Origin of the sequence: Pimelobacter sp. 30-1 (assembly GCF_018831735.1) — a bacterium.
Taxonomy (GTDB): Bacteria; Actinomycetota; Actinomycetes; order Propionibacteriales; family Nocardioidaceae; genus Nocardioides.
This window is the reverse complement of record NZ_NHTS01000001.1, coordinates 864978-886699: the sequence shown is the minus strand read 5'-3', so window position 1 is coordinate 886699 and position 21722 is coordinate 864978. Positions and strand designations below refer to the sequence as shown.

Below are 21722 nucleotides of genomic sequence, written 5' to 3'. Positions count from 1 at the left end.
GGCCGCGGCCGGTAGCGTGGCGTCGTGAACTCGCTGGTGGCGACCCCTCTCGTGGTGCCGATGCTGCTGGGCATCAAGTGGCTCGATCCTTCGTGGCTGCAGTCCGAATACGGCACCACCTTCATCTGGATCGCGATCGCCATCGTGTTCGTGGAGTGCGGGCTGTTCTTCCCGTTCCTCCCCGGTGACACCCTGCTGTTCGCGCTCGGGCTGTTCATCGCCGGCAGCAACAAGACCGGCTACAGCGTCGTGGGCATCTCCAACGAGCCGGTCGAGCTGATCATCGCGATGGCGCTGCTCGTCGTGGCCGCCTTCGCCGGCAATGTCGCGGGCTACGAGATCGGGCGCAAGCTCGGTCCGCCGCTCTACGAGCGCGAGGGCCGGATCCTCAAGAAGAAGTACTTCGACAACACCTCGGCCTTCTTCGACAAGCACGGCAACAAGGCACTGGTGATCGGCCGGTTCGTGCCCTTCGTGCGGACCTACATCACCGTCGTCGCCGGCGTCACCCTGATGGACCGCCGCCGCTTCTTCACCTGGAGCGCGATCGGCGCCGTCCTGTGGGTCGTCTCGATCACCCTGCTCGGCTACTTCCTCGGCGCCGCGATCCCGGCGCTGGGCGAGAACATCGACTACGTCACGCTCGCCATCCTCGCCTTCTCCGCGATCCCGCTGGCGTGGGAGTGGTGGCGTCACAAGCGGCCCGCCGCCAAGCAGCGCAAGACGCTCGCCGACGGCGTCGAGAACACCCCCGAGAATTCCGTCGCCGAGGAGCGATGAGTTCATCCTGAGGTGACAGTCTTTCCCGGCATCGAGTCCACCACGACCCACCGGGAGCAACCATGACGATCAACCTCAACCCCTACATCAACTGGCGCGGCCAGGCCCGCGAGGCGATGGAGTTCTACCGCTCCGTCCTCGGCGGCGAGCTCCAGGTGATGACCTTCGCCGACATGGGCGGTACCGCGATGGGCGTCGCCGAGGCGGAGGTCGACTGGGTCATGCACGCGGCCCTGTCCGTCTCCGACTCGGTGCTCCTCATGGGCGCCGACCACCCCCAGCACGTCCCCGGTGAGCCCCAGCAGCAGCAGGTCAGCATCAGCGGACCGGCCGAGGACGAGGCCACCCTCCGCGCCTGGTGGGACGGCCTGTCCGAGGGCGCGACGATCCACCAGCCGCTCGAGAAGGCGCCCTGGGGCGACAGCTTCGGGATGCTCGAGGACCGCTACGGCGTCCAGTGGCTGGTCAACATCGCGGGCGCCCCGCAGGGCTGACCCGCCCGGCAGGACGACCCGGCCCGCCGGGCCCGTCCAGGCCTCAGGCCTGGGCGGCCGCCCGGGCCGCGTCCAGCTCGGCCTTGGTCAGCACCGCGCGGACCTCGAGCGCGACGTCGGCCAGCGGGTTCGCCTCGCCCGGGCTGCGGTCGATCGCGCAGACCACGGTCTCGACGATCGCGCCGCCCTCGCGCAGCGCGCTCGTGGCGTCGCGCACCGCGCCGCCGGTCGTGATGACGTCCTCGATGAGCACGACCCGCTTGCCGTCGTACGACGGGCCCTCGGCGAGCTTGGCGGTGCCGTACTCCTTGGCCTTCTTGCGCACGAACACCACCGGCAGCCCGACCAGCTGGCTCACCGCCGTCGCGATCGGGATCCCGCCCATCTCGAGCCCGCCGAGCAGGTCGGCGTCCCCGGGCAGCAGCTGCGCCACCTCGCGCGCGACGCGCGCCAGCAGGAGCGGGTCGGCCTCGAAGAGGTACTTGTCGAAGTACTCGTTGCTGACCTGGCCCGAGCGGAGCGTGAACTCGCCCGTCAGGCGGCAGGTGGCGTCGATGTCGGCGGCGAGGGAGGTGTCGGTGGTCGTCACGCTCCTGAGGATAGGAGAGGACGCTGCCGCCCGCTGATCCCGGATAGGGTCGCGACGTGCCTCCGCCCGTCGAGCCCACCCCTGCCCGCGTCGCCGCCCGGGTCGCCGGCACCGGCCAGACGATCTTCGCCGAGATGTCCGCGCTGGCCGTGCGCACCGGCGCGGTCAACCTCGGTCAGGGCTTCCCCGACACCGACGGTCCGCCCGAGCTCCTCGACGCGGCGGCCACGGCGCTGCACAGCGGCGCCAACCAGTACGCGCCGGGCATCGGCGTCCCCGCGCTGCGTCAGGCGATCGCCCGGCACCAGGAGCGGCGCTACGGGCTCGTGCTCGACCCCGACACCCAGGTCGCGGTGACGACCGGCTGTACCGAGGCGATCGCCGGGGCGCTGCTGGGTCTGGTCGACCCGGGCGACGAGGTCGTGGTGCTGGAGCCGTACTACGACTCCTACACGGCGATGATCGACTACGCCGGCGGCGTACGACGCCCGGTGACCCTGCGCGCCCCCGACTTCCGGCTCGACCCCGACGAGCTCGCCGCCGCGGTCACCGACCGCACCAGGCTGATCCTGCTCAACACCCCGCACAACCCGACGGGCCGGGTGCTCGACGCGACCGAGCTGGCCGCCGTGGCGCGGGTCGCCGGGGAGCACGACCTCGTCGTGGTGACCGACGAGGTCTACGAGCACCTGACCTTCGACGGGCGCCGGCACGTGCCGCTCGCGACGCTGCCGGGGATGGCCGAGCGGACGCTGACCCTCTCCAGCGCCGGCAAGTCCTGGTCGGTCACCGGCTGGAAGGTGGGCTGGGCGACCGGTCCGGCCGACCTGGTGGCGGCGGTGGTCGGCGCGAAGCAGTGGCTGACCTACACCTCGGGCGCGCCGCTGCAGCCGGCGGTCGCGGCGGCGCTCGACGCGGGCGACGCCTTCCCGACCGCGCTGGCCGGCGACCTGGAGGCCCAGCGCGACCAGCTGGTCGCCGGGCTGCGCGCGGCCGGGCTGACCACCTACGTGCCCGAGGGGACCTACTTCGCGACCACCGACGTGAGCGCGCTCGGCTGGGCCAGCGGTGGCGACTTCTGCCGTGCGCTGCCCGAGCGGGCGGGCGTCGTGGCGATCCCCTCCGAGGTCTTCTACGACGACCCGGACGCGCCCGGCAGCGGGCGGCACCTCGTGCGGTGGGCGTTCTGCAAGCGGCCCGAGGTCATCGCCGAGGCCGTACGACGCCTGGCCGGCGCCGACCTGCGCGCCTGAGCACCCCGCGGCTCAGGGCAGGAACCAGCGCCCGACCTCGGGCCGGGTGAGCAGCCAGGTCGCGGCGCCGAGCATCCCGACGAGGACCACCAGCGGCCACAGCGCGAGCGCGAAGAACAGCGCCACCGCGGCGGCGCTCGCACCCGAGACGGCCAGGACGATGCGCGCCCAGTTGTGACCCACGTAGGCCAGGCCGGCGAGCACGGTCGCGCCGACCGCCCACAGCGCACCGCCCACGAAGAGCAGGTAGAGCGTGGCGACCAGCTCGGACTCGGTCAGCTGGTAGGCCTCGAGCATCTTGGGCTGCTGCTGCGTCATCTGCCGGAACATCTCCTCGCCCAGGCGCTGGGCGAAGGTCGCGCCGAAGCCGAGGCCCACGATCGCCAGCGCCGAGCTGGCCCAGGTGAGCACGCAGGCCAGGCGCAGGGCCGGCGGGCGGGGGCCGCGCTCGGCGGCGGTACGGCGACGCTGGCCCGGGAGGCGCGGCGGGATCGGCGCGGGTCCGGTGAGCGGGCGCGGTGCCGGCGCGGACGTGGAGTCCGGGCCCGCACCGGGTGCCGGCACCGACGCCGGCGCCGAGGGGGCCGGCGGCCGGAGCGTGCCGAGCCGCGCCGCGCGGCGCTCCTCGTAGCGCTTGACCCAGGGGCGTCCGGCGTACCAGTCGCGGGTCGGCTGGAGCCAGAGCAGCGCGACGCCGACGAGCACCATCGGCGTCAGGAAGGCGTCGGAGACCAGGCCGCCGATGAACACGAACGGGGCCAGGCCGGTGAGCACGACGCGCGCGCTGGCCGAGCGCTTGTAGACCTGGAAGCCGAGGATGGCCGAGGCCGTCGCGGCGGCCGCACCGATGATGCAGAGCACGCGCACGGCCATCGAGAAGTCGTCCGCGCTCCAGCCCATCCCGGTGAAGAGCGGGTCCTGCACGACCTTCTCGAAGCTCTCCTGGACCGTGAGGGTGCGCAGGGTCGCGATCCGCTGCCAGGCAGCGAGCACGAGGATGACCGAGCCACCGATGATCAGCGCTCCCGCGAGGGTCGCCTGTCCTGGCCGGGGCTCCTCCTTGGTCATGGGCCCATTCCACCAGACGGCTCCAGGGCCGCCCGCGGCAGCACCCGGCCCTCAGCCCCCGCCCGGCGCGAACCGGTAGCCCATGCCCGGCTCGGTGACGAAGAGCGTCGGGTGCGCGGGGTCGCGCTCGAGCTTGCGGCGGATGCTGGCGAGGTGGACGCGCAGGTAGTTCGTCTGCCGGTCGTACGCCGGCCCCCACACCGCGTGGAGCAGCTCGGTCTGCCGGACCAGCTTGCCGCGGCGCTTGGCCAGCACCTCGACGATCGCCCACTCGGTCGGCGTCAGGTGCACCACGGTGCCGTCGCGGGTGGCCCGCGAGTCGCCGAGGTCGAGGACGAGCCCGTCGACGTCGAGCCGCAGCGCGGGCTCCTCGACGCCCACCCGGCGGGTGGTGGCGCGGATCCGGGCGAGGAGCTCCTCGATCACGAACGGCTTGGTGACGAAGTCGTCGGCGCCGAGGTCGAGCGCCTCGACCTTGTCGTCCGAGCCGGTCCGCGCCGAGACCACGATCACCGGGACCTGGGTGAAGGTGCGCAGCCGGCGCAGCACGGCCACCCCGTCGAGGTCGGGCAGGCCGAGGTCGAGCAGGATCACGTCGGGCATCCGCTCGTCGACGGCCTGGAGCGCCGAGCGCCCGTCGCCGGCGGTCTCGACGTCGTAGTCGCGGGCGCGCAGGTTGATCGCGAGGGTACGGCGGATCGCCGGGTCGTCGTCGACCACGAGGACGATCGTCATGCGGGGGTCTCCTCGGGGCGCGGGACGTCGGGCAGCGGGGCGGCGGGGAGCTCCAGCACGAACGTCAGCCCGCCGCCGGGGGTCTCCTCGGTGGCGATGGTGCCACCCATCGCCTCGGTCAGCCCGGCCGCCACGGCGAGCCCGAGCCCGACGCCCTCCTGGTCGGGTACGTCGCCGAGCCGCTGAAAGGGCACGAACAGCCGGGCGTGCTCGGCGACCGCGACCCCCGGTCCGGTGTCGGCGATGCGGAGCGTGACCTGGTCGCCGTCGGTGACCGCGTCGATCCGGATGCGGGCGCTGGCGGGGGTGTACTTGAGCGCGTTCTCGCAGATGTTGGCGAGCACCCGGTCGAGCAGGCCGGGGTCGGCGAGCACCTCGGTCTCGGGGTCGACGGCGACCTCGATCCGCTCGCTGCCGGCCAGCGGCGCGACCGCCTGGTCGACGGCCCGGGTCAGCCCGGTCTCGGTGAGCGCGACCCGGACCGAGCCGGTGTGGATCCGGCTCATGTCGAGCAGGTTGGTGACGAGCGCGGTGAGCCGGTCGGTGGCCTCCTCGATCGTCTCCAGCAGGTCGGCCTCGTCCTGGGCCGACCACTGGACGTCGGTGCTGCGCAGGCTCGACACGGCGGCCTTGACCGCGGCCAGCGGCGAGCGCAGGTCGTGGGAGACGGCGGCGAGCAGGGCGGTCCGGGTCCGGTCGGCCTCGGCCAGCCGCAGCCGCTCGACCTCGGCCCGGGTGGCCCGGCGCCGCTCGGCCATGACGCCGGCATAGGCGGCGTAGGCGTTGAGCAGGCCGCGCTCGGAGGCGGGCAGCCGCGAGCCGGCGAGGACCAGGACGGTCTGCTCGTCGATGTCGGCGCTCATGTCGGCGGCCTCGACGCTCGCGGGCGGCGTACCGCAGGAGCCGACGACCTCCTCGCCCCCGCCGGTACGACGGATCACCGCGGCACCGCGGGCGCTGAAGAGCTCGGAGGCCGACGAGAGCAGTCCGGCCAGGTCGTCGCTGGCGTTGAGCAGGCTGTGCGAGAGCACGGTGAGCGCGTCGGCCTCGGCGCGCGCCTTGGCCGCCTGGGCGGTACGGCGGGCCGCGATGTCGACGACCGTGGACACCGAGATGCCCACCACGACGAAGAGCAGGATCGCGATCGCGTTCTCGGGCTCGTCGATGGTCAGCGTGTAGAGCGGCGGCGTGAAGAGCAGGTTGAGCAGCACCCCGCTGAGCAGCGCGGCGAGCACGGCCGGGAGCAGGCCGCCGATCAGCGCGGTCACCACGACGACGACCATGAGCGTCATCGCCTCGGTGGGCAGGCCGTGCAGGTCGTTGCTCGCCCAGAGCAGCAGGCTGAAGCCGATCGGGCCGAGGACCGCGAAGACGAGTCCCCCGATGCGGCGACCGCGGCCGAGGGTGGCGGGCGGGCGCAGCGGGTTCGGACCGCCGCGGCGGGCGTGCTCGTGGGTGACGATGTGGACGTCGATGTCGCCGGAGGCCGCGACCACCCGCTCCCCCACGCCCGGGCGCAGCAGTGCGGAGACCCGGCCGCGGCGGCTGGCCCCGATGAGCACCTGGCTGGCGTTCTCGGCGCGGGCGAAGTCGAGGATGCCCTCGGCCGGGTCGTCGCCGACGACGGTGTGGAAGGTGCCGCCCAGGCCCTCGGCCTTGGCCCGGAGCTGGGTGAGCCGGTCGGGGGCGATGCCGCTGAGCCCGTCGCGCCGGGTGACGTAGAGCGCCTGCCACTCGCCGCCGGCGCTGCGGCTGGCGATCCGGGCCGCGCGGCGCATCAGGGTGAGCGACTCGGGCCCGCCGGAGACGGGGACGATCACCCGCTCGCGGGTGGCCCAGGTGGAGTCGATCTCGTGCTGGGCGCGGTAGCGCTCCAGTCCCTCGTCGACCCGGTCGGCCAGCCAGAGCAGGGCGAGCTCGCGCAGCGCGGTGAGGTTGCCCTCGCGGAAGTAGCGCGAGAGCGCGGCGTCGATCTTGTCGGCGGCGTAGATGTTGCCGTGCGCCATCCGCCGGCGCAGCGCCTGCGGGCTCATGTCGACCAGCTCGATCTGGTCGGCGGAGCGGACGACGTGGTCCGGCACGGTCTCGCGCTGGCGCACCCCGGTGATCGCCTCGGTCACGTCGTTGAGCGACTCCAGGTGCTGGATGTTGACGGTGGTGACCACCTCGATGCCGGCCTCGAGCAGCGCCTCGACGTCCTGCCAGCGCTTCTCGTGGGTGCTGCCGGGGACGTTGGTGTGGGCGAGCTCGTCGACCAGGACCACCGCGGGCCGCCGGTCGAGGACGGCCTGGAGGTCCATCTCCTCCAGCACCGCGCCCTTGTAGTCGAGGCGGCGCCGCGGGACCTGCTCGAGGTCCCGCAGCGCCACCTCGGTCTTGGGGCGGCCGTGCGTCTCGACGTACCCGATGACGACGTCGGTCCCGCGCTCCGCGCGCCGGAAGCCCTCGTCGAGCATCGCGTAGGTCTTGCCCACCCCCGGCGCGGCGCCGAGGTAGACGCGCAGCTTGCCTCGGTCCATGGGCTCAGTCTGCCCGCTGCACCGCGAGGTTGAGCTCGAGGACGTTGACCCCGGGCTCGCCCAGGAAGCCGAGGGACCGCCCGGTCGTGTGCTCCGCCACGAGCCGGCGGACCACGGCCTCGCTGAGCCCGTTGGCCGCCGCGACGCGCTCGACCTGGAGCGCGGCGTACGCCTGGGAGATGTGCGGGTCCAGGCCGGAGCCCGAGGCGGTCAGCGCGTCCGGCGGTACGGCGGCCGGGTCGACGCCCTCGGTCTGCGCGACCTGCGCCCGGCGCTCGGCGATCAGGGCGAGCAGGTCCGGGTTGCTGGGCCCGAGGTTGCTGGGTGCCGAGGCCAGCGAGTCGTAGTCGTTGGCCGAGGGACGGCTGTGGAACCACTGCGCGCCCTCGAACTGCTGCCCGAGCAGCCGGGAGCCGACCACCTGGCCGTTGCTCTCGATCGGCTGGCCGTCGGCGCGGTCGCCGAACGCCTGGCCCGCGGCCCACACGGCGAGCGGGTAGCCGACGCCGAGCAGGACGGTCATCACGAGGAGGAGCCGGAGTCCCGCGAGGGACTGGCGGGTGAGGTCAGTGAGCATGGTGATCAGCCGATTCCGGGGATGGTCGAGACGAGCAGGTCGATGAGCTTGATGCCGGCGAACGGGACGACGATGCCGCCCAGCCCGAAGACGAGGATGTTGCGCCGCAGCACCGCCGTCGCCGACGCGGCCCGGAAGCGCACGCCCCGCAGCGCGAGCGGGATCAGGCCCACGATGACGAGGGCGTTGAAGATGACGGCCGACAGGATCGCGGACTGCGGCGTGGCCAGGCCCATCACGTTGAGCCGGTCGAGCGAGGGGTACGCCGCGACGAACATCGCCGGGATGATCGCGAAGTACTTCGCGACGTCATTGGCGATCGAGAAGGTCGTCAGCGCCCCGCGCGTGATGAGCAGCTGCTTGCCGATCTCGACGATGTCGATGAGCTTCGTCGGGTCGGAGTCGAGGTCGACCATGTTGCCGGCCTCCTTGGCGGCCGCGGTGCCGCTGTTCATCGCGACGCCGACGTCGGCCGCGGCGAGCGCCGGGGCGTCGTTGGTGCCGTCGCCGGTCATCGCGACGAGCCGGCCGCCCTCCTGCTCCTTGCGGATGTACGCCATCTTGTCCTCGGGCGTCGCCTCGGCGAGGAAGTCGTCGACTCCCGCCTCGTCGGCGATCGCCCGCGCGGTGAGGGCGTTGTCGCCGGTGATCATCACCGTGCGGATGCCCATCGAGCGCAGCTCGTCGAAGCGCTCGCGCATGCCCTGCTTGACGACGTCCTTGAGGTGGACGACTCCCAGCACGCGCCCTTCGGTGGCGCCCGCGTCGATGCAGCCGATCACGAGCGGCGTACCGCCGGAGCGGGCGATCTCGTCGACCACGTCGGTGACCTCGGGCGACGGGTTCGCCCCGAGCCAGGCGGCGACGGCGGAGCCGGCGCCCTTGCGGACCTGGGTGCCGTCGGCGAGGTCGACGCCCGACATGCGGGTCTGCGCGGTGAACTCGACGAAGGCCGCCCCGGCCGGAAGGTCGCGGTCGTCGGCACCCTGCGTGAGGGCGAGCTCGACGATCGAGCGACCTTCCGGCGTCTGGTCGGCGAGGCTCGACAGCCGCGCGACGTCGCGCAGCCGCTCCTCGCTCACCCCGGGAGCAGGGACGAACCGGGCCGCCTGGCGGTTGCCGTAGGTGATCGTGCCGGTCTTGTCGAGGAGCAGCGTGCTGACGTCGCCCGCGGCCTCGACGGCGCGGCCGGACATGGCGAGCACGTTGACCCGCACCAGGCGGTCCATGCCGGCGATGCCGATCGCCGAGAGCAGCGCGCCGATCGTGGTCGGGATCAGGCAGACCAGCAGGGCGACCAGGACGACGAGGTCCTGCGGGGCGCCGGCGTAGTCGGCCATCGGCGGCAGCGTGGCCACCGCGGTGAGGAAGACCAGCGTCAGGCTGACCAGCAGGATCGACAGCGCGATCTCGTTGGGGGTCTTCTTGCGCGAGGTGCCCTCGACGAGCGCGATCATCCGGTCCAGGAAGGTCTCGCCCGCGGCGGCGGTGATCTTGACGACGATCCGGTCCGAGAGGACCCGGGTGCCGCCGGTCACCGCGCTGCGGTCGCCGCCGGCCTCGCGGATCACCGGCGCGGACTCGCCGGTGATCGCGGACTCGTCGACCGACGCGATGCCCTCGACGACGTCGCCGTCGCCGGGGATCACCTCGCCCGCCTCGACGACGACGAGGTCGCCGACCTTGAGCCGGGTGCCCGCGACCGGGGTCTCCGTGCCGTCGTCCCCGAGGAGCCGCGCGACCGTGTCGGTCCGGGTGGCCCGCAGCGAGGCGGCCTGCGCCTTGCCGCGGCCCTCGGCGACCGCCTCGGCGAGGTTTCCGAAGACGACGGTCAGCCAGAGCCAGATCGCGACCGAGATCGTGAACAGGCTGGGGTCGGCGACCGCGGCGACGGTCGTCGCGACCGAGCCGAGCCAGACCAGGAACATCACCGGGGAGCGCCACAGGTGGCGCGGATCCAGCTTGCGGAGCGCCTCCGGGAGCTGCGCGAGCGCCTGGGCTCCGAGCAGGCGCAGGGAGGTGCGGGGGACGGCGTGGGTGGTCATGCGAGGGCCTCTGCGATCGGTCCGAGAGCGAGCGCCGGGAAGTACGTGAGGCCGGTCATGATGAGGATGACGCCGACCAGCATCCCGACGAAGAGGGGCTTGTGGGTGGGCAGGGTGCCGGCGGTCTCGGGGACCTTGCCCTGCTGGGCGAGCGAGCCGGCCAGCAGCAGGACGAGGACGATCGGGATCAGCCGGCCGAGCAGCATCGCGAGGCCGATGGTGACCTGGAAGAAGGTCGAGGTGACCGTGATCCCGCCGAACGCGCTGCCGTTGTTGTTGGCGCCGGACGTGTAGGCGTAGAGCACCTCGCTGAAGCCGTGCCCGCCCGGATTGCCCATCGCGTCGGGGGTCGCGCCGAGCGCCATCGCGACACCGGTGCCGATGAGCACGAGGGCCGGGGTGGTCAGCGTGTAGAGCGCGACGAAGGTCATCTGGCGCGCGCCGATCTTCTTGCCCAGCAGCTCGGGCGTGCGCCCGACCATGAGGCCGGCCACGAAGACCGTGAGGATCGCCATCACGAGGATGCCGTAGATGCCCGATCCCACGCCGCCGGGCGTGATCTCGCCGAGCATCATGTTGACCAGGACGCCGCCTCCGCCGGCCGGGGTGAACGAGTCGTGCGCGGAGTTGACCGCGCCGGTCGACGTACCGGTGGTGGCCATGCCGAACAGCGCCGAGGCCCACTCGCCGAACCGGGTCTCCTTGCCCTCCATCGCGGCACCCGCGGCCTGGGCGGTGACCGAGTGCCCGCCGACCTCGGCCGCGGTGACCACGGTCAGCGAGACCGCCATCAGGAAGAGCATCGCGCCGAGCACGGCCAGGCCCTGGCGGCGCTTGCCGAGCAGGGTGCCGAGCGTGCGGGTCAGCGCGATCGGGATGACGAGGATCAGGAAGATCTCGAGCAGGTTCGTGAAGCCGCTGGGGTTCTCGAACGGGTGCGCCGAGTTGGCGTTGAAGAAGCCGCCGCCGTTGGTGCCGAGCTCCTTGATCGCCTCCTGGCTGGCGACCGGTCCCCCGGTGAGCACCTGGTCGGCGCCCGAGAGCGTGTGCATCGTCGAGTCCGAGAACGACTGGATGACACCGCCCGCGATGAGCAGCAGGGCGCCCACGAAGGCGATCGGCAGCAGGATCCGCAGGGTGCCCCGGGTCAGGTCGACCCAGAAGTTGCCCAGCGTGCCGTCCTTGACCCGCACGAAGCCGCGGACCAGCGCGATCGCGACCGCCATGCCGACCGCCGCGGACAGGAAGTTCTGCACCGCCAGTCCGGCCATCTGGGCCGTGAAGCCGAGGGTGGACTCACCGGCGTACGACTGCCAGTTGGTGTTGGCCACGAAGGACGCCGCGGTGTTGAAGGACATCCAGAACGGCATCCCGGGCAGGTCCCGGTTCATCGGCAGGTGGGACTGCCCGATCAGGATGGCCATGAGCACCACGACGCCGACGAGCGAGAAGCCCACGACGCTGAGCGCGTAGGCCTTCGGGCTCTGCTCGACGTCGGGGCGCACCCCGCTGAGGCGGTAGACCAGGCGCTCCACGCGCAGGTGACGGGACGAGGTGTAGACGCGCGCCATGTAGTCGCCGAGGGGGACGTACACGGCCGCGAGGAGGAGGGCCAGGACTGCGACGCTCAGCAGCCCGGCAAGCGTGTCGGACATGTCTAGAAGCGCTCCGGGAGGACCAGGGCCACGAGGAGGTAGATCGCCACGGCGATCACCCCCGCGATCAGCAGGCCGCTTTCAATACTCATGAGGCCGAGCCTGGCCCGGCTCCCGCCCGGAACCCCGCGTCTTGATGCGTTCTTAGCGCCCGTTGACGCGGTCTTGCCGCCGCTGTGGCCCGGCGCACCACCCGGAGCCGCCGAGGGCTCCCCGGACCGTGGTCCGGGGAGCCCTCGGGTGCTGCCGGCCGGGCGTGCTCAGGCGGTGAGCACGAGCCCGTCGTCGCCGCGGTCGACCGTGACCGAGCCGCCGTCGGCGACCTCGCCGCCGATGAGCATCCGCGCGAGCGGGTCGCCGATCGCGGTCTGCACCAGGCGGCGCAGCGGCCGGGCGCCGTAGGCCGGGTCGTAGCCGGCGTCGGCGAGCCAGGCCCGCGCCTCCGGCGTCACCGCAAGGGTGATCCGCCGGCCGGCGAGCCGGGCCTCCAGCGAGCGCAGCTGGAGCTCGACGATGTGCGCGAGGTCGTCGCGGGTCAGCGCGTCGAACGTGACGATCTCGTCGAGCCGGTTGAGGAACTCGGGCTTGAACGCCTGGCGCACGACGCCCAGGACCGCCTCCTTCTGCGCCGCGGGGTCCATCGTCAGGTCGACGAGGTACTGCGAGCCCAGGTTGGAGGTGAGGATCAGGAGCGTGTTGCGGAAGTCGACCGTGCGGCCCTGGCCGTCGGTCAGCCGGCCGTCGTCGAGCACCTGCAGCAGGATGTCGAAGACCTCGGGGTGGGCCTTCTCGACCTCGTCGAGCAGGACGACCGAGTAGGGACGCCGGCGCACCGCCTCGGTGAGCTGACCGCCCTCGTCGTAGCCGACGTAGCCCGGAGGGGCACCGACGAGACGCGCGACGGAGTGCTTCTCGGCGTACTCGCTCATGTCGATGCGGACGATCGCCCGGTCGTCGTCGAACAGGAAGTCGGCCAGCGACTTGGCGAGCTCGGTCTTGCCGACACCGGTGGGACCGAGGAACAGGAACGAGCCGGTCGGGCGGTCGGGGTCGGAGATCCCGGCCCGCGCCCGTCGTACGGCGTCGCTGACGGCGCGCACCGCGTCGGCCTGACCGATCAGGCGGGCGCCGATGGCCTGCTCCATGTCGAGCAGCTTGGCGGTCTCGCCCTGGAGCAGGCGGCCCGTGGGGATGCCGGTCCAGGCCTCGACGACCTCGGCGACCTGGGCCGCGCCGACCTCCTCGCCGACGAGCTTCTCGGCCACCGGCTCGGCGTCCTCGACCGCCTCGACGGCCTTGATCTGCTGCTCCAGGGCAGGGATCTGGCCGTAGAGGACCTCGCTGGCGCCGGCCAGGTTGCCCTCGCGGGTCAGCTTGTCGGCCTCGACGCGCAGCTGGTCGAGCTGGCGGCGCAGCGCGCCCTCGCCCTCGAGCTCGGACTTCTCCCGCTCCCAGCGGGCCTCGAGCCCGCGCAGCTCCTCCTCCTTGTCGGCGAGGTCCTGGCGCAGGACGTCGAGCCGCTCGCGCGAGGCGTCGTCGGACTCCTTGGCGAGCGCGAACTCCTCCATCTTGAGCCGGTCGACCTGGCGGCGGAGCTGGTCGATCTCCTCGGGACTGCTCTCGATCTCCATGCGCAGCCGGGACGCGGCCTCGTCGACGAGGTCGATCGCCTTGTCGGGAAGCTGGCGGCCGGTGATGTAGCGGTCGGAGAGGGTCGCGGCGGCCACGAGCGCGGCGTCGGTGATCCGGACGCCGTGGTGGGCCTCGTACTTCTCCAGGATGCCGCGCAGGATCTGGATGGTGTCCTCGACCGAGGGCTCCCCCACGAACACCTGCTGGAAGCGGCGCTCCAGGGCGGGGTCCTTCTCGATCGATTCGCGGTACTCGTCGAGCGTGGTGGCACCGATCATGTGCAGCTCACCGCGCGCGAGCATCGGCTTGAGCATGTTGCCGGCGTCCATCTGGCTGTCGCCGCCGGCGCCCGCGCCGACGACCGTGTGCAGCTCGTCGATGAACGTGATGACCTTGCCCTCGGCCTGCTTGATCTCGTCGAGGACGGCCTTGAGCCGCTCCTCGAACTCGCCGCGGTACTTGGCGCCCGCGACCATGCCCATCAGGTCGAGGCTCAGCACCCGCTTGCCCTTGAGGCTGTCGGGGACGTCGCCCGCGACCACGCGCTGGGCGAGGCCTTCGACGACGGCGGTCTTGCCGACGCCGGGCTCGCCGATGAGCACGGGGTTGTTCTTGGTCCGCCGGCTCAGCACCTGGATCACCCGGCGGATCTCCTGGTCCCGGCCGATGACCGGGTCGAGCTTGCCGTCCTCGGCCGCGGAGGTGAGGTCGACGGAGTACTTCTCCAGCGCCTCGTAGGTGTCCTCGGCGTCCTGGCTGGTCACCCGCCGGTCGCCGCGCACGGCCGCGAGGGAGGCGCGCAGCCCCTCCTCGGTCAGCCCGGCGTCGGTCAGCACGGTGCGCGCGCTCGACTCGACCGTCGCCAGCGCGATGAGCAGGTGCTCCGAGGCGACGTAGTCGTCCTTCATCGACCGCGCCAGGTCGAGCGCCGAGGCCAGCACGCGGGTGAGCGCGGCCGAGCCCGAGGGCTGCTGGACGGTCGCGCCGCTGGCCCGCGGCAGGGCGTCGCGCGCCGCGGACGCCGCGTGGACGAGCTGAGGTACGTCGACGCCCGCCTTCGCGACCAGGCTGGCCGCGGTCCCGTCGTTCTGCAGCAGCAGCGCGACGAGCAGGTGGATGGGCTCGACGGTCGTGTTGCCCGCCGTGGTCGCGGCAAGCTGGGCGGCCTCGATCGCCTCGCGGCTACGGGTGGTGAACTTGTCGGCCCCGAACTGGCTCATGTGCAGAGTCTCTCCTGTGTCGTTGGGATGATCGACTTGACCACCTCAACGTCAGCAAAGTTGAGTCCATTCCACTCAACTCTGAGAAATCTGCGAGCCCGTCATCCGTGCCGCACGACCACGTCCACGAACCGGTTCCGCGGCGCACCACCCTTCCGCGTGTCGGTGTTGCCGACGCCGACCACCCGCACCCGGGTGCGGACGTGGACGCCGCGCTTGACCAGGTACGCACAGGCCGCCTCGGCCCGGCGTACCGACAGGTCGTGGGCGATCCGGTTGCCGACCCGGTTGCCGGTCCGGGCGGTGTGGCCGACGCAGGTCAGCATCGACACCTGCTCGGCCTGCCGGGCGATCCCGTCGAGGAACCTCTTGCCCGCCGCGGTCAGCCGCGCCCCGTCCGGGCGGAACATCGCGCTCGCCCCGCGCCGGGTCTGCTTCGGCGCGAACAGCAGCGACGCGCGCTGCGCCTGCCGGGTCAGCCCGTTGTCGAGGACGCCCGTCGCGAGGAGCGTGACCGCGACCCCGCCGAGGGCCGGACGGGTCAGGCGCCGGCCCTCCGCGGTGAGCCGGACCTGCACCACCGCGTCCGCCGAGCCGGTCGCGGCCGGGGCCGCACCCCGCGCCAGGACCACGGTCCGCCCGCCGCTGCGGGCGGTCACGGTCGCCGAGCAGCTGCGCAGCGTGCCTTCCGTCGCGTGGCAGCGCACGGTGAACCGGTCGGCCGTCACGATCACCGGGTGGGCGTCCACCGTCAGGTCGCCCTCCGGCGCCCAGTGCGCGTAGAGCGTGAGCGGCGCGGTCACCAGCGTCTCGAAGGCGTACGGCGTGCTGCCGTCCGCGCTCGTGTACCACCCGGTGAAGCTGTAGCCGGACCGCGTCGGGTCGGCCGGCCGGGCGACCGGCTGACCGTGCTCGACGCTCTGCCCCGCCACCGCGCTGCCGCCCTGGGCGTCGAAGGTGACCGCGACCGGTCCGCGCACCGTCAGCGTCGCCGGGTCGGAGATGACGAGGTCGCCCGTGCTGTTGCTGAACCGGACGCGGTAGCGGCGCCCGTCCAGCCCGGCCGCCACGGCCGGCAGGGTGAGCGTCGTCGGCTGACCGGACTCGGTGGCGACCTCGCCGCCCTGGGTGGACCAGTGGTCGCCGCCGTCGGTGCTGACCTCCCAGCGCGCGACGGGGTCCGGGACGCCGGTGGCGGTCGCGGTGAAGGTGGCGTCCTGGCCCGCGTTGACGGTCACGTCGTCGGGCTGGTCGGTGATGACGGTGCCGACATCGGTCAGCGTCCAGTGGGCGGTGAGGGTGAGGTCGGCACGCAGCAGCGTGCCGAAGTCGTACGCCGTGCCGCCCGCGTACCAGCCCTCGAAGGTGTGCCCGGCCCGCGTCGGTGCGGCCGGCTCGTCGACCGCCGCGCCGTAGCCGACCTCCGCCGGGTCGATCGCGGAGCCACCGGCGCTGTCGAACGTCACCGTGACCGGACCGCCCTGCTCGAACGCGCCGACGTCGCAGGTCGGGCCCTGCAGGCGGTCCGCACCCGTCTGGTCGCGCAGCGTGCCGGTGTCGGCCGGGCAGCCGTCGGTGCCGGCCGGGATGCGGTTGATCGCCGGGCTCTCGGGGCCGGGCCGGAAGGTGCGGGTCGGCCCCCCGTGGTCACCGAGCTCGCCGAGGTCGAGGCCGGTCACGTTGCTCTGGCTGGTGCCGAAGAAGTTGCAGGGGCCGTCGACCTCGCTCGACAGGTTGTAGCCGCCGGTGGCGACGATGAAGCCCGAGCCGCAGACCGCGATGCCGGGACGCGAGTACAACGAGCCGGCCGTGAAGATGAAGCCGCCGCTCGCGACCAGCAGGTACTCGCTGGCATCGACCAGGGTGCTGCCCTGGACGTAGACGATGCTGCCGGCCTCCGCGACCACGGCGCGGGTGACGTCGGTGATGGTGCTGTCGCGCACGTGCACCGTGCCGCCGCAGCCTCGTACGCCGTACCAGGCCTTGGCGTTGGTCACCAGCACCCGCTCGAGCGTGGTCGTGCCGGAGCAGACCTGCACCGCGGCGATCGTCAGGTCGCGCAGGGTGACCGTCGGGGTGCCGCTCCAGACGTAGGCGCCGTAGCCGATCTCGGTCCCCTCGGGCGACCCGACGACGGTGATGTCGCGACCCGCGCCGGCGAGGCTGGCCCCCTCGGGGAACTCCCCCGGGCCCATGTGCACGGTGACCGTGGCGGCCCCCTGCGCCTCGGCGTAGTCGATCGTCGCGCACGCGCTCGCCCAGGTCGCGCAGTCGCCGGTGTCGGTGCCGTCGACCGTGACGTAGACGTCGGCCGGCTTCGGGGCCGGGATGTTGATGGTGACGGTGGCCGGCGCCGAGCAGGCGTGGCCGGACGCCTTCTCGCAGACCCGGAACGTGAAGCTGTCGGTGCCGGTCGCGCCGCCGCCCGCCCGGTAGATGGCGGTGCCGTTCGCGTTGAGGACGAGCGAGCCGCGGGTCGGGCCGCCGACGAGGACGAACGCCAGCGCGTCGCCCTCGGCGTCGCTGCCCGTGACGGTGAACGTGAGCGGCGCCGAGCCGTCCGTGGTCACCGTGCGGTCGTCGGCGACCGGGGCCGTGTTGCCCCGCTCGACGGAGCCGGCGTCGCAGCCGGTGCCGTAGCGCCGCGGGCTGCCGGTCTGGTCGGTGGCCGGGCCGGTGCACAGCGCGTGGCCGGCCGGGATCAGGTCGATCGCGGGGCTCGCCGGCTCCGGCCGGTAGGTCGGCGTCGGGCCGCCGTGGTCGCCCAGCGCGCCGAGCCGCAGGTCGGCGAGGTCGACGGTCCGGCTGCCGGTGCCGAGCGCGCCGCAGCTGGTGCCGACGATGAGGTTGTAGCCCTCGTCGGTGAACGCCGCGCCGTGGCTGCACGCCGAGCCCGTCGCCGCCGGAGCGACGATCGATCCCGCGACGGAGACGCTGGTACCGCTGCTGCTCGCGTTGAAGCCGTAGTAGTAGCCGCCGACGAGCGTGCTGTTGCGGACCGTCACGGTCCCCTGGGTGATGCCGACGCTCCAGGCCCGCCCCGAGAGGGTGCTGCTGCGGACCGTCAGGGCGCCGCTCTCCACGGTCACGGCCCACTGGCTGGCCCCGTCGTCCAGCGGTCCGGCCACCGTCACCCGGTCGAGGGTCGTCGCTCCGGCGGCGACCAGGACCCGGCCCGGCAGGTCCATGTCGCGCACCGTGATCGTGCCGTCGGTCCGCACCAGGCTGGTGATCGTCGTGGGCGCTCCGGCCGCCGTGCTCCCGGCGAAGGTGACGTCGCGGGCCGGGTCGGTGAAGGAGCCGCCGGCGAAGCTGCCGGGGCCGACGTGGACGGTGGCGGTCGGCGCCGCCTGGCCGTAGGCGTAGAGCAGCGTGGCGCAGGCGGTGGCCGCGGTGCGGCAGTTGCCGGTGTCGCTGCCGCCGTCGGCGGGCGTGGCGACGTACACGTCGTCAGGCAGGCGCTGCTGCTCGACGGAGCCGCTGTCGCAGGACCCACCCTGGAGCCGGTCGGCCCCGGCCTGGTCCGTGCTCGCGCCCGCGGCGCCGGGGCAGCCGGACACCCCCGGCGGGATGCGGTCGATCACGTCGCTGGTGGCGGCCGGCCGGTACGTCGGGGTGAGGGCGGTGCCCGGGTGGTAGCCGAGCTCGCCGAGCGCGAGGTTGCCGGAGGCGTTGCCCGTGCTGCAGGAGCCGTTGGTGTCGATATTGCGACCGCCGTCGGTCACGTTGAAGCAGGTGTGCAGGGACGCGGGGGCCGAGGCCCGGCGGGAGACGACGGATCCGCTCAGGGTGATCGAGCCGCCGGTGGTGCGGAACACGTTGTAGGACCACGAGTCGGCGATCGTGCTGTTGCGGACCACGGCGGTGCCGCCGTCGCCCTGGATGTTCACCCCGTGCCCGGACAGCGTGCTGTTGTCGATGGTCACGCTGCCGCCGCGGACCCAGACCCCCCGGTTGTCGACCTGGCCGCTCGCGTCGGCGACGACGGTCGACCGCTCGATCGTCGTCGTCCCGGAGACGGACTCGAGCCCCGGTACGCCGACGAGCGTCACGTCGCGCAGCGCCAGCGTCGGCGAGCCGGCGGCCGTCGCGACGGTGCCGATCCGGGCGCCCTGCTCCGCGCCGACGATGGTGATGTCCCGGGCGCCGCTGACCGTGAGCCCCGCGAAGGTCCCGGCGCCGACGTGGATCGTGCCGGCGTCGGCCAGCCGGCCGTAGGCGTAGGTCAGGGTCGCGCACGCCGTGGCGGCGCTGGCGCAGTCGCCCGTGTCGGTGCCACCGGCGGTGACGTACCCGTGCGTGGGCGGGGCCGCGGCGCTCGCCGGGGCGACGTACGAGACGGCGGCGCCGACGAGGAGGCCGAGCACGAGGGAGCAGGACAGGCGTGGACGACGGGAGCCGAGCATCGAGGGAGCCTCTCGAGGGGGCGTACGGGGAGCGGCCTCATTGTCGGGCCGCGTCCTCCGGCTCCGGGCCGGAAAAGTCCCGAACTCGCGGATGTCGCCCGCCGGTTCACCCGGTGGGCGGTGCGTCACGGTCGGCCCGGGCTGTCCTCCTGGTCCCCGGAGAAGGCCACGACCCCACACCGTGCTGGCCACAGGGCCGACCGCGCCTGTCCACGGTGGCACGACGGGCGACCTCCGCGGCGATTGTTTCGGTCCCGACCGGTGCTGAAACGCGGCAGGAGCGACGTCGCCGGGGCACCATGTCCTGGTGGCTCGGCACACCGATGAGATCGACGACCCCTCCCCGCTGGCGGGCGCCCGGATCGACGTGTCCGCGCGGATCGGCTGGCTGCTGCGGACGACGCGCGCCGCGGCCGGCGTACCGCTGCGGGAGCTGGCCCGGCGGGCCGGCGAGGAGAGCGCGCTGTCCCCGGCGACGTTGTCGCGGGTCGAGACGGCGGGACGGCGCAGCGGGCGGGTGATCGCGGCCTACGAGCGGTCCCTCGGGCTGCCCTACGGTCACCTGCGGGCACCGGTCGACGTCCTGGCGCGCACGTTCTCGTACGCCCCGGCCGACACCGAGCCCTATCTCCCCGAGCCGACGCTCGCCGGCTTCAGCACCGCCTGCGACGCCGTCGCGGTCGACGAGGTCGCCGGCCACGACTGGCTGCGGTTCGCGGAGTACCACACGCTGACGCCCTTCGGCCTGCCCACCGCGACGGTCCGCCCGCTGGTCGCGCGGCTGGTCGGCGAGGTCGGGCGCTCGGCGGGCGCGGCCTACCAGCTGCGCTACGAGGCGCTGAGCAAGCTCCGCTGCAGCCCGTACGGCGACGTGGTCGCCGAGGAGATCCGCCAGGCGCTCGAGGTCCCCGGCATCCAGCGCTCCGGCGACCTGCTCAGCGCGGTCACCGAGCGGCCCACCCCCGAGCTCGTCACCTGGTGCGGCGAGCTGCTCGGGCACGAGTCCTGGCTGGTCGCCCGCTCCGGCTGCCTCGGCATCCAGAACATGCGCAGCGTCGGCGGCCTGCGCCGCTCCGACTGGCTGCCGCTGGTGCCGGTGTTCGCCGCCGCCTGCGACGCGGCGGCCGGCGACCCGCTGCGCCAGCCGATCCTCAGCGGCACGCTCGCGTGCTGCCCACCCGAGTTCCGCGCGGCCGTCCGGGCGCTGCTCACCCGGGAGCTGGTCGAGCCGCGCCGGGCCGCCGCCTGGAACCGCAGCCGGCGCAACCGCCACTTCGCCCACGCCTCCGCGCTCGCCGGCCAGATCACCGGGTCGAGCCAGGGCGAGACGATGCTGGCGCGGCTGCTCTTCGAGGTGCTCTACGACTTCCGCGCCACCCACGTGACGACGTCCTGCTTCCTGCTCGCCGCCTCACCGTTCGCCGACGCGGTCCGCGAGCGGCTGTGCGTCACGGCGCTCGACGGGCCGGACGAGACGACCCGGCACGGGGCGGCGTACGCGTTCTCGACCCTGATGATCCCCTTCGAGACCGCCGATCCGGTGCCGTGGCTGGCCTCCCCCGACCCGGTCGTGCGCGGCGCCGGGCTGAGCATCTGCGGCTGGGCCGGCGTCCCACTGCCCGGCGACCTGCTCCGCAGCCTGGTCACCGCGGACGACGAGGTGGCCCGCGACGCGCTGTTCGCCGCGGGCATGTCCGAGCAGCCCGAGCTCGGCGCGCTCGCCGCGGCCCGGCGGCTGCCGGCACCGGTCCGCGCCGGCGCCCGCTGGTGGGCGGCGACGGGCGGCCGGATCGTCCGCTAGGGCTAGGGGCCGTTGTCGATCTCGGGCGGCGCCTCGTGCTCGGGCAGGTCGCCGCTCGCGGTCTCCTCGTCGACCAGGGCGAGCCGGCAGAACTCGTCGCCGAAGGGCGTGAGGTGGATGCTGCGCCGGACCACCTTGGCGAACTTCACCGAGTGCATCGCGCCCAGCACGTCGGGCTGCGCCTCGAGCACCTGGTACTCCAGGTGGTCGCGCACCGGCTCGCGCGAGAGCCAGATCAGCCCGAGCCGGAACAGGTTGTTGATGTACGACGGCACCTGGTCCAGGTAGCGCAGCCCGGCCCGCGGCCCCAGCATGTTGAGCCCCGGCGCGATCAGCTGGCTGTTGACCATCCCGATCGGACCGCCCGTGCGGACGTCGACCGACGGCTGCGGCCCGTCGCGCAGCAGCATCACCAGGATCCGCGCCTCGTCGGGCGCGAGCTCGTCGAGGATCCGGTCGAAGGCGGGGTGCCGGTCGTCCTGGCTCCACACGTCGCGCGAGCGCGCGAGCAGCTCGTTGCCGCGGTCGCGCAGGGTCTGGGGGCGCGAGCCGACGACCTGGCCGTCGACCACGGGCGCGGGCGCGAACTCGCGGCGCTCGGGCGCGGCGGTGCCACCGCCCAGCGACTCACCGGCCCGCAGCAGCGCGGTCGCCACGGGGACCCCTCCGGAGACCTGCCGGGCGACCTCGCTCAGCGCGCCCACGTACGAGCCGACGTCGCGGATCAGCGAGGCGGCCTCGTCGCGGCTGGTGACCGCCTTGCCGACGCGCAGCCAGTTGCGGGTCGTCGTACGCACGCCCCAGCCGGCGGTGTGCAGCGCGGCCGACCCGGCGACGCGCGCCAGTCCGGGCAACGACTCGGCGACCGCGGGCCCGGTGAGCGCAGGCAGCCGCGGCAGTCCGTCGTTGTCGAGGTCGTCGGTCATGGCCGCCCTTTCGGTGGTCACA

15 protein-coding genes are annotated in these 21722 nt (G+C 73.3%); 4 read left to right on the top strand and 11 right to left on the bottom strand.

Annotation, left to right across the window (positions count from 1 at the left end; all coding sequences use genetic code 11):
* Positions 1-24: 24 nt before the first annotated feature.
* Both CCO04_RS04185 and CCO04_RS04180 read left to right on the top strand, forming a co-directional pair.
* Positions 25-780 (top strand): DedA family protein, encoded by a 756-nt coding sequence (locus CCO04_RS04185; RefSeq protein WP_257752511.1) that lies wholly within the window; start codon positions 25-27, stop codon positions 778-780.
* 62 nt (positions 781-842) lie between these two features.
* A complete protein-coding gene (locus CCO04_RS04180) occupies positions 843-1274 on the top strand; it encodes a VOC family protein (RefSeq protein WP_215812814.1) in 432 nt (143 codons plus the stop codon).
* Between the two features lie 43 nt (positions 1275-1317).
* On the opposite strand, the gene pyrE is transcribed toward CCO04_RS04180, so the two are convergent.
* A complete protein-coding gene (gene pyrE, locus CCO04_RS04175) occupies positions 1318-1863 on the bottom strand; it encodes an orotate phosphoribosyltransferase (RefSeq protein ID WP_215812813.1) in 546 nt (181 codons plus the stop codon).
* Positions 1864-1919: 56 nt separating this feature from the next.
* Here pyrE and CCO04_RS04170 point away from each other — a divergent pair, with 56 nt between their 5' ends.
* Complete coding sequence (locus CCO04_RS04170; RefSeq protein ID WP_308281120.1) at positions 1920-3116, top strand: pyridoxal phosphate-dependent aminotransferase; 1197 nt, start codon at positions 1920-1922, stop codon at positions 3114-3116.
* 12 nt (positions 3117-3128) lie between these two features.
* Here the strand turns inward: CCO04_RS04170 and CCO04_RS04165 are convergent, their stop codons facing one another.
* The 9 genes from CCO04_RS04165 to CCO04_RS04125 form a co-directional block, all read right to left on the bottom strand.
* Positions 3129-4184 (bottom strand): hypothetical protein, encoded by a 1056-nt coding sequence (locus tag CCO04_RS04165; RefSeq protein WP_215812812.1) that lies wholly within the window; start codon positions 4182-4184, stop codon positions 3129-3131.
* Between the two features lie 51 nt (positions 4185-4235).
* A complete protein-coding gene (locus CCO04_RS04160) occupies positions 4236-4919 on the bottom strand; it encodes a response regulator transcription factor (protein WP_215812811.1) in 684 nt (227 codons plus the stop codon).
* Positions 4916-7438 (bottom strand): ATP-binding protein, encoded by a 2523-nt coding sequence (locus CCO04_RS04155; RefSeq protein ID WP_215812810.1) that lies wholly within the window; start codon positions 7436-7438, stop codon positions 4916-4918. Before CCO04_RS04155 ends, CCO04_RS04160 begins: the two co-directional genes overlap by 4 nt.
* Positions 7439-7442: 4 nt before the next feature.
* Complete coding sequence (gene kdpC / locus CCO04_RS04150) at positions 7443-8015, bottom strand: potassium-transporting ATPase subunit KdpC (RefSeq protein ID WP_215812809.1); 573 nt, start codon at positions 8013-8015, stop codon at positions 7443-7445.
* 5 nt (positions 8016-8020) lie between these two features.
* Positions 8021-10060, bottom strand: coding sequence for a potassium-transporting ATPase subunit KdpB (gene kdpB / locus CCO04_RS04145; RefSeq protein WP_215812808.1), 2040 nt, complete (start codon positions 10058-10060; stop codon positions 8021-8023).
* Positions 10057-11715 (bottom strand): potassium-transporting ATPase subunit KdpA, encoded by a 1659-nt coding sequence (gene kdpA, locus CCO04_RS04140; protein WP_215812807.1) that lies wholly within the window; start codon positions 11713-11715, stop codon positions 10057-10059. Before kdpA ends, kdpB begins: the two co-directional genes overlap by 4 nt.
* Before the next feature lie 2 nt (positions 11716-11717).
* Positions 11718-11807, bottom strand: a complete 90-nt coding sequence (locus tag CCO04_RS04135) for a potassium-transporting ATPase subunit F (protein ID WP_215812806.1) — start codon at positions 11805-11807, stop codon at positions 11718-11720.
* A gap of 168 nt (positions 11808-11975) precedes the next feature.
* A complete protein-coding gene (gene clpB / locus CCO04_RS04130) occupies positions 11976-14567 on the bottom strand; it encodes an ATP-dependent chaperone ClpB (protein ID WP_215812805.1) in 2592 nt (863 codons plus the stop codon).
* Between the two features lie 101 nt (positions 14568-14668).
* Positions 14669-18973, bottom strand: coding sequence for an InlB B-repeat-containing protein (locus CCO04_RS04125; RefSeq protein ID WP_215812804.1), 4305 nt, complete (start codon positions 18971-18973; stop codon positions 14669-14671).
* A 307-nt stretch (positions 18974-19280) separates the two neighbouring features.
* On the opposite strand from CCO04_RS04125, the gene CCO04_RS04120 reads away from it, so the two are divergent.
* A complete protein-coding gene (locus CCO04_RS04120; protein WP_215812803.1) occupies positions 19281-20774 on the top strand; it encodes a helix-turn-helix domain-containing protein in 1494 nt (497 codons plus the stop codon).
* 2 nt (positions 20775-20776) lie between these two features.
* On the opposite strand, the gene CCO04_RS04115 is transcribed toward CCO04_RS04120, so the two are convergent.
* A complete protein-coding gene (locus CCO04_RS04115; RefSeq protein ID WP_215812802.1) occupies positions 20777-21700 on the bottom strand; it encodes an Abi-alpha family protein in 924 nt (307 codons plus the stop codon).
* Between the last annotated feature and the right edge of the window lie 22 nt (positions 21701-21722).